General features: G+C 61.0%; 13 protein-coding genes. 3 read left to right on the top strand and 10 right to left on the bottom strand.

What is annotated here, in order from left to right; all coding sequences use genetic code 11:
* Window positions 1-120 precede the first annotated feature (120 nt).
* From HALAL_RS0115235 to uvrC, 3 genes are all read right to left on the bottom strand, one after another.
* On the bottom strand, window positions 121-1,038 hold the full coding sequence (locus HALAL_RS0115235; protein ID WP_025274824.1) for a gluconeogenesis factor YvcK family protein: 918 nt from the start codon (window positions 1,036-1,038) through the stop codon (window positions 121-123).
* A gap of 216 nt (window positions 1,039-1,254) precedes the next feature.
* A complete protein-coding gene (rapZ, locus tag HALAL_RS0115240; RefSeq protein ID WP_025274825.1) occupies window positions 1,255-2,154 on the bottom strand; it encodes an RNase adapter RapZ in 900 nt (299 codons plus the stop codon).
* A gap of 28 nt (window positions 2,155-2,182) precedes the next feature.
* Window positions 2,183-4,105 carry an excinuclease ABC subunit UvrC gene (uvrC, locus tag HALAL_RS0115245; protein WP_029768113.1) on the bottom strand — a complete coding sequence of 641 codons (1,923 nt, stop codon included), beginning with the start codon at window positions 4,103-4,105 and terminating at the stop codon, window positions 2,183-2,185.
* A gap of 146 nt (window positions 4,106-4,251) precedes the next feature.
* Here uvrC and HALAL_RS0115250 point away from each other — a divergent pair, with 146 nt between their 5' ends.
* Window positions 4,252-4,626, top strand: a complete 375-nt coding sequence (locus tag HALAL_RS0115250; protein ID WP_025274826.1) for a PH domain-containing protein — start codon at window positions 4,252-4,254, stop codon at window positions 4,624-4,626.
* Between the two features lie 52 nt (window positions 4,627-4,678).
* Here HALAL_RS0115250 and HALAL_RS0115255 read toward each other — a convergent pair whose 3' ends face one another.
* From HALAL_RS0115255 to HALAL_RS0115285, 7 genes are all read right to left on the bottom strand, one after another.
* On the bottom strand, window positions 4,679-5,491 hold the full coding sequence (locus HALAL_RS0115255; RefSeq protein WP_025274827.1) for a shikimate dehydrogenase: 813 nt from the start codon (window positions 5,489-5,491) through the stop codon (window positions 4,679-4,681).
* Window positions 5,491-6,672 (bottom strand): endolytic transglycosylase MltG, encoded by a 1,182-nt coding sequence (gene mltG, locus HALAL_RS0115260; RefSeq protein ID WP_025274828.1) that lies wholly within the window; start codon window positions 6,670-6,672, stop codon window positions 5,491-5,493. Before mltG ends, HALAL_RS0115255 begins: the two co-directional genes overlap by 1 nt.
* A 4-nt stretch (window positions 6,673-6,676) precedes the next feature.
* Window positions 6,677-7,183 carry a Holliday junction resolvase RuvX gene (gene ruvX / locus HALAL_RS0115265; RefSeq protein WP_025274829.1) on the bottom strand — a complete coding sequence of 169 codons (507 nt, stop codon included), beginning with the start codon at window positions 7,181-7,183 and terminating at the stop codon, window positions 6,677-6,679.
* Between the two features lie 5 nt (window positions 7,184-7,188).
* Window positions 7,189-9,870, bottom strand: a complete 2,682-nt coding sequence (alaS, locus tag HALAL_RS0115270; protein ID WP_025274830.1) for an alanine--tRNA ligase — start codon at window positions 9,868-9,870, stop codon at window positions 7,189-7,191.
* Between the two features lie 36 nt (window positions 9,871-9,906).
* Complete coding sequence (locus tag HALAL_RS17065) at window positions 9,907-10,176, bottom strand: hypothetical protein (protein ID WP_025274831.1); 270 nt, start codon at window positions 10,174-10,176, stop codon at window positions 9,907-9,909.
* A 65-nt stretch (window positions 10,177-10,241) separates the two neighbouring features.
* On the bottom strand, window positions 10,242-10,763 hold the full coding sequence (locus HALAL_RS0115280; protein ID WP_025274832.1) for a DUF948 domain-containing protein: 522 nt from the start codon (window positions 10,761-10,763) through the stop codon (window positions 10,242-10,244).
* Window positions 10,764-10,957: 194 nt separating this feature from the next.
* On the bottom strand, window positions 10,958-12,010 hold the full coding sequence (locus HALAL_RS0115285; RefSeq protein WP_051463008.1) for a polyprenyl synthetase family protein: 1,053 nt from the start codon (window positions 12,008-12,010) through the stop codon (window positions 10,958-10,960).
* A 95-nt stretch (window positions 12,011-12,105) separates the two neighbouring features.
* On the opposite strand from HALAL_RS0115285, the gene metF reads away from it, so the two are divergent.
* The gene (gene metF, locus HALAL_RS0115290) at window positions 12,106-13,056 is read left to right on the top strand and encodes a methylenetetrahydrofolate reductase [NAD(P)H] (protein ID WP_025274833.1); all 951 of its coding nucleotides are present in this window, start codon (window positions 12,106-12,108) and stop codon (window positions 13,054-13,056) included.
* Window positions 13,057-13,100: 44 nt separating this feature from the next.
* Window positions 13,101-13,757, top strand: coding sequence for a hypothetical protein (locus tag HALAL_RS0115295; protein ID WP_156937767.1), 657 nt, complete (start codon window positions 13,101-13,103; stop codon window positions 13,755-13,757).
* Window positions 13,758-13,780 lie beyond the last annotated feature (23 nt).

A 13,780-nucleotide genomic window follows, 5' to 3' on the forward strand; every position in this document is an offset into this window, starting at 1 on the left:
TTACTGTGTATTGTTGACCATCACTTGAGCCAGAGGACGTGCCCGCCCGCACGTCGTTCGGCGGTGGTTTTTAAGCGACGGACCGGGCCCGCCTCGGGCTCACCTACTCGCTCACGACCGTCATCGACTGCCATCCAGTATGAGCGTACGAAGCAGGGCCGCGAGCGCGGCGACATCGTGGGTGACCGGGTCGGCTGCGATGTCCGCAGTAACAAGTTCGGCCCCCAACGCCTCCGCCGCCTTGTTCAACGAGGCGAGTCCGTCATCGTTGCGAGAGCGCTGTGAGATTACATGGTGAAACCGAACACTTTCAGCATATTGAGTGAGGACCCGCATGTGAGCAGCGGTGTCGAAGCCGTTCGTTTCGTTTTCTTCGGCCAGATTGAGGACGGCGATCCGGCGGGCGGTCGAGCGGGCGATGGCGTCGCGCAGTTCGGGTAGGAGGAAGTGTGGGATCACGCTGGTGAACCAGGATCCCGGTCCGAATACGTGCCAATCGGCCTCTTCGATCGCCCGTATCGCCGCGGGGGTGGCGGGTGTGTCGCCGGGGATGAGTCGGATCTGTTCGACGTCCCCGTTGGCGACCGCGATCTGGTGTTGCCCGCGAACGGTGGAAATCGTGTCTCCTTGGCTGAGGTCGGCTTCGATGTCGAGTGGAGAGGTCGCCATGGGGAGGATTCGTGCTCGGCATCCCAGGAGTTCCGCGGCTCGGTCGATGGCGGTCACCGGATCGTCATGGCGTTCCAGCAGTGAGGTGAGAATGATGTTGCCGACCGGGTGTCCGGTGAGGAAGTCGTTGCCGTCGAATCGGTGTCTGAAGAGGTCGGCTGTCTGTGTTCGTCCGGGTGAGGCGGTGGCGACCAGGGCCTTACGCAGGTCGCCGGCGGGGAGAACGGGTCTGCTGTCACGGATGACTCCCGACGAGCCGCCGTTGTCGGCCACGGTGACAACGGCGGTGAGATCGACGGGCAGTTGCGTCAGTGAGTGGAGTGAGGTGGACAGGCCTCGCCCGCCTCCGAATGCCACGACTTTGGTCATGAGAACCCTTCGCTACCTGACTGTGGTTCGTTCGATCGGCCGAGGCTCCACCGGCGTTTCCGCGCGGTAGTGGGCTCTCCGGTGGTGCGGTGACGGCGGACTTTTCCCACTCACATGCTCGCGTGCAGGCCGCCCGGACTCGTCGATCGATCAGGTCGGGCAGAGCGCATTGTGTCGCTACACCGTTGGAGGACGCGCTTCGGCTTGTCGTACAGACTACTCGCGACCGGCGTCACGGTTTTGCACGGTGGTCGGGTATCCGGATTCGTTGAGTCGTGACGCCAGTTCTTCGGTGATCGCGACCGATCGGTGTTTCCCTCCGGTACATCCGATGGCCACGGTTATGTACCGTTTTCCCTCTCGTTCGAAACCGGGAACGGTTTTCAGGAGGAGATTGGAATACGAGTCCACGAAATCCTCGGCTCCGGGACGTGAGAGGACGTACTTGGACACCTCGGGGTTCTGACCGGTGAATTCGCGTAGTTCCGGCACCCAGTAGGGATTGGGCAGGAACCGAACGTCGGCGAGATAATCGGCGTCGCGCGGGATTCCGTATTTGAATCCGAATGACATGACGGTGAATTGCAGTCCCGGGGTGGACGGCGCCAGGAAGGCCTCTTCCACCCGCGACCGCAGCTGGTTCTCATTGAGCAGGCTGGTGTCGAAGAGCATGTCGGCCGATTCTTTAGCCGGCTCGAGGAGACGTCGTTCAGCGGTGATCCCGTCCAGGAGCGCTCCGTCGCCTTGCAGCGGGTGGGCACGCCGCACCTTTTCATAACGCCGGATGATCACATCGTCGTCGGCGTCGACGAAAACCAGGGTGGGACGGAATCCGTTCGACCGCAGTTCGTCGATGACGCCGACCAGGTCGGTCATGAAAGCCAGCGAACGAACGTCCAGCACCATGGCCGACCGCTGTACTTCGGGTCCCCCCTCGGCCGCCAGGGCGGCCGCTTGGCCGACCAGCGCTTCGGGAAGGTTGTCGATGACGTAGTAGCCGACGTTCTCCAGCGCCCGGGCCACCGTAGAGCGTCCTCCACCGCTGATTCCGGTGACGATAACCAATTCTAGGGCGTTTTGTCGGTTTTCTTGGGTGTTGTTGTCTGTGGGTGTCACCGTTCCAGTATGGCTCAAGAAGGCATCGTCATGTCATGTCACTGGAACCGTTGTCCCTTGTCTGATTCGACTCCGCAGTGTCGTCGTGCAGGTGCCGATGTATCGTCTCGGCGAGCTTGGGCCCGATGCCGCTGACACTTTGCAGTTCCCCGATGTCGGCGGCCTTGATGTTCTTAACCGAGCCCAAGGTGCGCAGGAGCGCTTTCCGTTTGGACTCGCCGAGCCCCGGAATACCGTCCAGAGCGGAGGCGCGCATCCGTTTACGCCGCCGGGAGCGATGCAGGGAAATGGCGAAGCGGTGTGCCTCGTCGCGCACTCGCTGCATGAGGTACAGCGCTTCGGAGGTGCGCGACAGGATCACGGGAAACTCCTCCCCCGGCATCCAGATCTCCTCCAGACGCTTGGCCAAACCACACAGATTGACCGTGTCGACCCCCAACTCTTGAAAGACCTGTTCGGCGGCGGCCACCTGAGGAGCACCACCGTCGACCACGATCAATTGCGGCGGGTAGGCAAATCCCCCTTTGGATTCACTGCCTTCCTCGTCGCCGTCGGGACTGCCGCTGGGCTGCTCGTTCAGGCGGGAAAGACGTCGTCGGAGCGTCTCACGTAGGGCCGAGAGATCGTCCTTCGCTTCCCCCTTGATTACAAATCGGCGATACTCTCCCTTTCGGGCCACGCCGTCTTCGAATACCACCATGGAGGCGACCACCTCCTCTCCCAACGACTGGGACACGTCGTAGCACTCGATCCGCAGCGGTGCCTGCGGAAGTTCCAGTGCTTCGGCCAGCTCTTCGAGGGCCTGCGAGCGTGCGGTGATGTCTCCGGCCCGTTTCAGTTTGTGCCGCGCGAGCGCCTCATTGGCGTTCTTGGCCACCGTTTCCGCCAGGGCTCGCTTATCACCGCGTTTGGGGACGCGGAGGTCGACGAGGCTGCCGCGTTTCTCACTGAGCCACTCGGTGACGGCGGTCGGTTCGTCGGGCATGCGTGGCACGAGAACCTCCCGTGGAACGGTTTCGGATCCATTGCCGTAGAACTGGAGCACGAATCGCTCCACGATTCCGGACACGTCGATCGGTTCGGGCTTGTCGATGATCCAGCCACGTTGCCCACGAATCCGCCCACCGCGTACGTGGAACATCTGGACGGCGGCCACCAGTTCGTCGTCTTCGACGGCGATGACGTCCGCTTCGGTGTCTTCGGACAGGACCACCACTTGCTGTTGCAGTACCCGGTCCAAAGCCGACAGGTCGTCGCGGATGCGGGCGGCCTTTTCGAATTCCATGGCGGCGGAGGCCGCTTGCATCTGCTCGGTCAGTTCGCGTCGAACCTGGGTCGTATCGCCGGACATGAAACCCATGAAATCGTCGACGATACGGCGGTGTCCTTCCGGGGAAATGTGTCCGACGCACGGTCCCGTACATTTTCCAATGTCGTACAGCAGGCAGGGACGTCCCATTCGTTTATGGCGCCGGTACACGCCGTTGGAGCAGGTTCGTATGGGGAAGACGCGAGTGAGAAGGTCCAGAGTCTGCCGGATGGCCCAAGCGTTTCCAAAAGGCCCGAAATACCGCACCCCTTTGCGTCGGTTACCGCGCATGACCTGCGCACGAGGTACTTCTTCATTGACCGTGACGGCCAACCAGGGATAGGACTTGTCGTCCCGAAACATGATGTTGAAGCGGGGATCGAATTCTTTGATCCACGTCCATTCGAGTTGGAGGGCTTCCACTTCCGTCGCGGTGACCGTCCATTCCACACTGCGCGCGGTGGTCACCATTCGCCGCGTCCGGTCGGGCAGCACGTCTGGATCGGCGAAGTAACTGTTCAAGCGATTGCGCAGATTCTTGGCCTTACCCACGTAGATGACACGGCCGTCGGCGTCTCGAAAGCGGTAGACGCCCGGTTCGGTCGGGATGGTTCCTGGAGCTGGGCGATAGTCAACGGTCACACCGTAATTTTACTTGACGTTTGAGACATGCCCTTCGCCCCGAACCCGTGGTGTTTCGAATACCGCCATTCGACTCAATGGGACCGAAAGCGGTCGGCACGGCCGATATACCCTGAAGAAAACGAGACCTCTTCAGAAGGAAAAGAATGATAGATTTCGACAACGGGTCGGTCTTCAAGTTGAAGCCGACCGATGTCCCCGACTCCGGGGAGACCGTCTCCGAGCTACTCGTCGCGGGCGAGAGCTTCCAGGCGGCCTTCAGTACCGTTCGCGATAAGGTCCTGTTTACCGACAAACGCATCATCGCCGTCAACGTCCAGGGCATCACGGGGAAGAAAGTCGACTACACCACCCTGCCGTACAGCAGGATTCAAGCGTTCTCAGTCGAGACGGCGGGAACGTTCGACATGGACGCCGAACTCGACCTGTGGTTCAGCGGAATGGGAAAGATTCGTTTTGAGTTCAAGGGCGGCGCCGACATTCGGGCGCTGGCCAACCTCATCGCGAGCCACACCCTTTAGCTCGACGTCGTTATCGTCTGGAGCCCGGTGAGGTTCCAGACGCATTGCGATCTCACGCTCTCTGCTCCACGGCGGTGTCCAGGGCCGCCCGCATGGCTGCGACCGGTGCCGTCTCACGCCCGGTAAAACGCGTCCACTGGTGTACGGCCTGATGCAACAGCAGCGCCAAACCGTCGATGGTTGTCGCGCCGTTCCTGGCGGCCCTACGCAGCAGTGGAGTGGGACGAGGATCGTAGACGACGTCGAACACGGTATTGAACGTCGACCACGGAATCTCGTAGTCGTCCACAACCCCTTTCGGGACGGTCGACACCACGATCTCCGAATCGGCCGCCTCCGGCAACGTCTCCCACTCGCGATATCGCAGGTGGAGGCCCAGGGCCGCTGCCACCGGTTCCAGCTCCCGAATCGCGGTACGACGTCGAGCGAAGACGTTGACCGACGTCGCGTTCAATTCAGCGGCGGCCCCGAGCGCCGCCCGGGCGGTTCCTCCGGCTCCCAATATGGAGAACCCGTCGGCCGCACTCACACCCGCTTCGTGGAATGCGTCGATCAAGCCGACGGCATCGGTATTGTCGGCGAGCACCTTCCCTGAGGTGAACACGAAGGTGTTGGCCGCTCCCAAAGCGGCGGCGGTCGCGGAGACCTCATCAGCGAGGTCCAAGGCCACCTCCTTGAGCGGCATGGTCAGAGACAATCCCGCCCAGGTGTCGTCGATCCCTTCCAGGAACGGCGCCAGGGCCTCCCGGTCGCATTCATGCCGGGTATACAGCCAATCGTGCAGGCCGCTAGCCTGATACCCGGCATTGTGAATCGTCGGGGACAGGGAATGGCTCACCGGAGACCCAAGTACCGCGGCACGCATCAGTCGATAATCCCGTTCTCCCGTGCGACCTGCTTATTCTCTTCGTGTTCGGCATTGGTTTCGGCGAACAGAGCCGAGCCGTCCTCTTCGGCGGTAACAAAGTACAGCCAGTCCCCGTCGGCCGGTTCCACCGCCGCTTCCAGGGCCGCACGTCCCGGATTGGAGATGGCGGTGGGCATATAGCCTTCGTTGGAAGCGGTGGACCATTCGTTATCGGGGTCGTTGAGCTCCTCGTTGGTCAACTCGTTGGACCCTTTGACCTCCCCGGTTTCCAACTCGTGACCGTAGCTGATCGAGGCGTCGGTCTGAAGACAGCGACAGCCGATCTGCTCCAAGGCGTTCTCCCCGTACAAGCGGTTGTAGAATACTCGCGCGATCTTGGCGTCGTCTTCCGGGATTCCGGACTCGTACTGCACGATCGAGGCGATCTGCAACGCCATCCACGGTTCTATGTCGCGTTCGACGGCACGATCCATGAATCCCAGATCCTCCACTTCTTGATTGAAGCGGGCCACCATGGTCGCCAGGACCTCTTGGGCGGATTTGGAATCCGAAAAGTCGTAAGTGGCCGGGAAGAGGAAACCCTCGATCGACATCGTGACGCCGTCGTCCAGGTTCTCAAACCACATCGGATTCACCCCGAGGTCCACCGGGTCCTCGGCCGCCTTTTCAAATTCTTCGACGGGAATACCCGTCTCTTCGGAGAGGACGTTGTAGATACGGACGGTCCGCCAACCCTCGTTGATCGTCACGGCACCTTCCACGATCACGTTGTCCGGGTCGGCCAGAATCTCCAGGGCCGCTTCGGCCGACATCTCCTCTTCCAGCTCATAGACACCGGCATGGATGGTGGTACCCAGATCGTTGTTCTCCTCCGAGGCGTTCACGAACGCCTGCGACGAGGCCACGACTCCTTCGTCGTACAGGAGATTACCGATATCGGCAACGCTTTGCCCCTGTTTGATCTCGATCTGGACGAGGGTTCCGTTACCGTCGCCGGAGTAGTCCTCCGCGCTGAACATGCCCTTGACGAAGTGGTTATAACCCCACCAGCCACCGAAACCGACGGCTCCGAGAAGGACCACCACCAAAGCCATCGCCACGACGGAGGATTTCGACTCTTTCTTACGATGTCTACGTGGTTCATTGTCATCGCGCTCGGACGTAAACTCGTCAAGCATCTGCTCAAGCCTTCCGCTGTCTGTCAAGCCACGACTGCAATATCTCCACTGCCGCGACCTGATCGATCACTGACCGTTGTTTGCGTGAGTCCATGCCGGCAGCGTGCAGGCTGCGACTCGCGAGCGCAGTGGTCAGTCGCTCGTCGGTCATCACCACCGGGGTCGGGTGGACGTGGTTGGTCAGTTTTTCAGCCCATCGTCGGGTGTGTTTCACCGCCAAACCATCTTCACCCGATAGGGTAACGGGTCGCCCGAGGATGATTTCAACGACGTCGTGTTCGACGATCAGTCGACCGATTTCGGCGATGTCCTGGCCGTAGACGGTGACACCGGGTTTACGGTCGGCTTTTCGATCACGACGGATCGTGGTCAGAGGCGTGGCGAGGATGCCGTCGGGGTCGCACAACGCTACCCCGATGCGTACTTTGCCAAGATCTATTCCCAAACGGCGGCCCCGCCGGAACCCCTCGGAGGAGGGGGCGGCGGGGCCGGTGTCACACTCGTCGGACATGGCCGCTAGCGTCCGATTTCAGCGACGATCGCTTCCAGGAGCGCGGGAGCTTGCTCGGCCGGCACTCCGCCGCCTTGTGCGGTGTCGTCGTTTCCGCCTCCTCGGCCCGATAGCGCCGCCTTGACAAGCCCCTGGGCCGACAGGTGCCGGCCGCGGGCGGCCTCGTTGGTGGTCACCACCAGGGATGCCTTACCGCCGTTGGTCGCCGCGACGGCGGCGACTCCCGGTTCGGTGTCCGGCAGGGCCGAGCGGATCTGGGTGGCCAGTTGTCGCGCGTCGCCGCCTTTGGTTCCGTCCGGGGCGGTAATGGCCGCGACCTTGACCGCACCGATTTGGCGGGCCTGGTGGGCGTATTCGGAGGCCTTGGCGCCCATTTGCTGTTGCCGCATCTGCGCGACCTCGCGCTCAGCGTCTTTGGCGCGCTTGAGCAGTGCCCCGATCCGTTCGGTGATGTCGCCACGCTGCGCCCCCAGCTCGGAGGCGATTTGATTGACCAGGTCACGCTCGCGAGCCAAATATTGGTACGCTTCGATTCCAGTGACGGCCTCAACGCGCCGCTGTCCGGAACCCACCGACGATTCACCCGTCACGACGACCGATCCGATCTGTGAGGAATGCCCGACGTGGGTGCCACCGCACAATTCACTCGACCACGGTCCGCCGATTTCCACGACTCGGACCGTTTCGTCATAGGTTTCGCCGAACAACGCGATCGCACCGCGTTGTTTGGCTTCCGGCATGGTCATGTAATCGACGGTGACCGGCAGGTCGCGACGGATGGCGAGGTTGGAGACCTCCTCCACTTCGCTCTTGGTCTCGTCGGATAGTTTTCCCCGCCAGGAGAAGTCCAACCGCAGATATCCGGGACGGTTGAACGAACCGGACTGCAACGCACTGGGCCCGAGGACTTCACGCAACGCGGCGTGCACCACGTGCGTCCCGGAGTGCGCTTGACGCGCGCCCAGACGCCATTCGGGATCGACGTGCGCCTGAACTCCCTCGGACAGGGCGAGTTCCCCTTCGAGCACGCGAACCTTGTGGACGACCAGTCCCTTGACCGGGCGTTGCACGTCGAGCACTTCGGCGGAGACGTTCGGGCCGCGCAGGATCCCGGCGTCGGCGTGTTGCCCACCGGATTCGGCGTAGAACGGCGTGCTGTCGAGGACGACTTCGACGATCTGACCGGCGGTGGCCACGGGAACGGAGGTTCCCTGCGACAGGATGCTCAACACCTTGGATTCGGTGTCCAAGGTTTCGTAGGCCAGCCAGTTGCTGGGGCCGTGTTCCTCCAGCATCTTCCAGTAGACCGACATGTCCACGTGACCGGTCTTGCGAGCCTGAGCATCAGCCTTCGCCCGAGCGCGCTGTTCGCTCATGAGAGTACGGAAGCCCTCTTCATCAACCGACAGGCCTTGCTCGGAGGCCATTTCCAAGGTGAGGTCGATGGGGAAGCCGTAGGTGTCGTGCAATTCGAAGGCCTTGTTTCCCGCGAGAGTACGACCTCCGGACTTCTTGGTTTCGGCGACGGCGGAGTCCAGAATGCTCGTGCCGTGCTTGAGTGTTTTCAGGAACGATTCCTCTTCCGCGTAGGCGTAGGAGGAGATGCGTTCAAAGTCCGATTCCAGTTCCGGGTACGACGAGCTCATAAGATCCCGAGCAACCGGGAACAGTTCCGGCATCGCGGGTTTGTCGTAGCCCAGCAGTCGAATGGCGCGGATGGCCCGACGCATGATGCGCCGCAGCACGTACCCCCGGCCTTCGTTGGACGGTACGACCCCGTCCCCGATCAGCATGAGGGACGAGCGGACGTGGTCGGCGACGACGCGGAATCGCACGTCGTCGGGGTGGGACTGCGCCGCCTCCTGCGAGGTGGAGACCCCGTAGCGTTTTCCGGTCAGCTCCGCGGTCTTGTCGATCAGGGGACGAATCTGATCGATCTCGTACATGTTGTCGACACCCTGTAGGAGAACGGCCATACGTTCCAGGCCCATACCGGTGTCGATGTTCTTCTTGGGAAGGTCCCCCAAAATTTCATAGTCGGTTTTGGTGGAACCTTCGCCCCGTAGCCACTCCATGAATACGAGGTTCCAGAATTCGAGGTAGCGGTCCTCGTCGACCTCCGGTCCGCCGTCGCGTCCAAAGGCCGGTCCGCGATCGTAAAACAGTTCCGAACACGGCCCACAGGGCCCCGGGATGCCCATCGACCACATGTTGTCGGCTTTGCCGCGACGGACGATGCGATCCATGGGAAGACCGATGATCCGGTGCCAAATGTCGATCGATTCCTCGTCGTCCAAGTAAACGGTGGCCCAGATACGTTCGGGGTCCAAGCCGAATCCACCGTCGGACACCGGCCGAGTGGAAAGGTTCCAGGCGTGCTTGATGGCCTGTTCCTTAAAGTAGTCCCCGAAAGAGAAGTTTCCGTTCATCTGGAAGAAAGTGCCGTGGCGGCTGGTCTTGCCGACCTCTTCGATGTCGGGCGTTCGGATGCATTTCTGCACCGACGTCGCCCGATCCCACGGAGGTGTGGCCTGACCGGTGAAGTAAGGGACAAACTGCACCATTCCGGCATTAATGAACAAGAGGTTGGGGTCCTCAATGGCGGGCAGGGGTGCGCTGGGAACCACCGTATGGCCTTGGGACTCGAAGAATGTCAGAAACCGGCGTCGGATTTCGGCGGTCTCCATGGAGGGCACCTCCTTTTCTGGTGTCTCGGTTTGTCGTTATTCGTCGTATTCGTCGCCGTCACGCAGGAGCGGTGCCAAATTCTCTCCACGTTCGAAGGCCGCCATCAGTTCGGCTTCCTTTTCACGCCTGGCATCGCTGACTTCGCTCCAGAACTGTTGGAACGTTCCTTTCGCCTCCACTCCAGCGTCACTCAGACGCTCGGCCACGCCGGACGGCGCCATGGACTGTTTGGCCTTAGCGATCTTGCGTACGATGAGCACGCCGACGGCAGCGCCGACGCCCACCCACATTATCCGCTTGAACACGGCAACTCCTCAAGTTTATTTCCTCAGCGGCACGGCTTGCGGCGGACCGACCTCACCGTTGACGATTACTTCTGTTTCTTGTCCTTACGGCTGCGGCGCTTGTGATCACGCCGGGCTTCCTCAGCGGCGGACAGGGCGGCTCGAATCTGGGCCTCCTGGTAGTCGTCGTCGCGCTGTTTCATGGTCTTACGCAGACCGAAGGCAAAGGAGGCGGCCTTGATCAGAGGCGAGGCGAGAGCCGAGGTAATCATGGAGGTCATGTTGGTGACGTTGTTGGTCACCTGAACCACGTTGTCGGTCATGCCGCCCACCTTGGCCAACTCGCTTTCGGTTTGGCTCAGATTGGCGTTGACCAGGGTAATGGTTTTATTGGTGTTGTCCAGCATCGGGCCGACACGGTGATCGACGTCGTCGAGAAGCTTGTTGGTCTTATCCAGAGATTTACCAATCTTGCCAATCACACCGAAGGCGAAGATCAAGAGAAACAGAAAAAGGCCGACACCCGCTGCCAGTACACCCCATTCCCATACCGCGATCGAGGTGGACTCTGCTGCAAGGTGCGGTAGTTGTTCGTGATTTGCCGACACAGGAATCTCCTTGTTGCTGGACTGGAACGATGACATACCAAATAATGGGCGCGGAACTCACTCTACCTTGACCTATCCAGACACTCAGGCGTCGACCTGGCGCGTTAACTGCGTTTTGAGTCTCAAAATCCGATTCCGAGTAGAGAACGGCCCACACTGGTTATTCGGCCTGGACGAGTCATCGTACCGAATGTCTAGGCGTCGCGTTTGACCGCTTTCACCAGAAGCCTCTCGAAAACCGGAACGGATTCGGGGTCGATATCGGATTTCAGCCGTTCGAACGCGGTTTCGGCGTCCTCGGTAAGGCGATCGATGCGCTCCTCGGTTTCACGCCGCGCACCGGTCTCCTCGAGAACGTCGCGCAATCGCGTGATCTGCGCTTCGGTCAATTCGGGATCACCCAGGCGTTGCGTGATGAGCTCGCGACCGGTCGGACTGGAGTTTTCCCAGGCCACCGCAATCAAATAGGTATGTTTCCCTTCGCGAAGATCGTCTCCGGCGGGCTTACCGGTCTGAGCCGGATCTCCAAACACCCCCAGAATGTCGTCGCGCAATTGAAAGGCCTCACCCAACGGAAGCCCGAAATCGCTAAAACGCCGCTTCAGTTCCGCATCGGCCCCAGCCAAGGAGGCCCCCACCAGCATCGGCCGTTCGATGGTGTACTTGGCGGCCTTGAAGCGCGCCACCTTCATGGCCGTCTCACGACTGACGTCACGACGAAATTCGGCAAGGATATCAAGATACTGCCCCGCGCTGACCTCGGTGCGCATCCGGTCGAAATCCGGGCGCGCTCGCAATAGAGCGTCGGGACCCATTCCCGATCCCGTGAACAGCTCGTCGGACCAGGCCATGCACAAATCACCCAGCAGTATCGCCGCGGCGGAGCCGAAATCACGCCCGGAACCGCTCCATCTATGGAGCCGGTGCAGGCTCTCAAAGCGGCGGTGCACCGACGGCGCCCCACGCCGGGTATTCGAGTCGTCAATGAGGTCGTCGTGGATCAGAGCGGACGCCTGCAACAGTTCCAGCCCGGAAACACAGGTCAGCAGTTCCTCGGAATCACTCGCGCCCGCGGCCCGTGCGGCCCAGTAGGCGAAGACCGGCCGAACCCGTTTACCCCCTTTGAGTATGAAATCGTTGACCGCTGAGGCGTACTCTTCCAAGGCGGGATCGATGTCGGTAATGATTCGCTCCTGGCGGGCCAAGAATTGCGCCAGAATACCCTCGATACGGCTGTTCACATTCACATCTCAAGGGTAAAACTTTTTCACCTGTCCCATTGTGTGGGTCGTATTCGATGCCGTCTACAGCACTGAAACCGCATTCTCTAACGTCGGTAGGCATGACTCTAGGATTGCCGTCGACCATGCCACGCGAAGACGCCAAGATCGGCGACCTCCTGCGCCGGGACAAGCCGTGCATATCCTTTGAGATGTTTCCTCCCCGGACGGCCAAGGAGGAACGAATACTGTGGAAGACCATCCGCGCGCTGGAGCCGTTGGCGCCCGAATGGGTATCGATCACCTACGGCGCCGGAGGCAAAACCAGGGAAAGAACCGTAGAAACGACCGATCGCATCGCGACGGAAACCACCCTGCTGCCCATGGCGCATTTTACCGCCGTCGATCATTCGGTGGCCGAACTGCGCAACCTCATCGGACACTTCGCCGACGTCGGCGTGCGCAACATTCTTGCTCTTCGTGGAGACCCGCCCGGCGACCCGCAAGGCGATTGGGTACCGCACCCCGACGGCCTCAATTACGCCATTGAACTCGTGGAATTGATCAAGGAATCAGGAGACTTCTCCGTAGGGGTCGCCGCTTTCCCGGAGGGACACCCCCGTTCTCCCAGCTGGAATGCCGGAGTGCGTCATTTCGTGGACAAATGTCGCGCCGGAGCCGACTTCGCCGTCACACAGATTTTCTTCGATCCCACCGATTACCTTCGACTGCGCGATGACGCCGCCAAACTCGGATGCGATACGCCCATCATCCCAGGGGTGATGCCGGTGACAAATATTCGACAGATTGAAAAATTTGCGGAACTCACAGGAATGGTGTTTCCGCCGGCCCTCGCCGACCGCCTCCACGCGGTCAAGGACGATCGTGAGGCCATTCGCGATATCGGCGTCGAAGTCGCCTCCGACCTGTGCAATACGCTCCTGCGCGAAGGCGCGCCCGGGGTCCAGTTCGTTACTTTGAACCATTCACGCTCCACTCGGCGGGTGTGGGACCGCATTCGGCCCCTCACCGACGACTCGCCGATGGTTCCAGAAATCGCCGAGGTCCCGTAGACTCTTGTCTTGCACCGCGATCGAGGATGCCGCAAGCTGAGATCATGCATGATGCGGCTTCCACTTCCGCTGCGCCGTCTGCTAAAACAAAGGCTATGCGCACCCGGGTTCCCGCCGATTCCCTTTTGGGACGGGCCATACTGTCAAGTCAGCTACCGCCCTGGTTGGTATTGACCGCTGCCTTTCTCGCAGCAGTCGCCATACCGGGCGTCGCCCTACTCCCGACGTCATACTCCGCACTACTACTGCCGTTGCTGGGCTTGATCGTCCTCAGCGACCTTTCCTTCGGCCTGTTGGCAACACAGGTGGAAAATCTCAGTCGACGCCTACTCATGTTCGAACCCCTGGTATGTCGACTCGGGGAGGCCTCCTGGTTGGTGGCCTTCTGGCTGCTGGGAGCCCCAGGGTGGGTCCTCGCCCTCACCTGCGGATCATGCTGGCTGTACGTGCAGACGCGCAGCCGGGCCCGCCAACTCGGACTACGCCAGATGGGCATGACCACTCTCGCCGAAAGGAACGTCCGTACCACGACCGTCGCCGTCGCCTTCGCCGCGATCGTCGTAATCAACACCGCTGGAGGGGACGAATACTCCTCGTGGGTGAAAGGCGTCGCCACCATCGCCGCCACCTCATGGATGCTACTGAGTTTGTTGGGCCTATTGCAGGTCACCGTCGTCGCAGCAGCGGCGCTGAAGGACTGATCCTGCGGGAATAATCGCCCCAG

Origin of the sequence: Haloglycomyces albus DSM 45210 (genome assembly GCF_000527155.1) — a bacterium.
GTDB lineage: Bacteria > Actinomycetota > Actinomycetes > Mycobacteriales > Micromonosporaceae > Haloglycomyces > Haloglycomyces albus.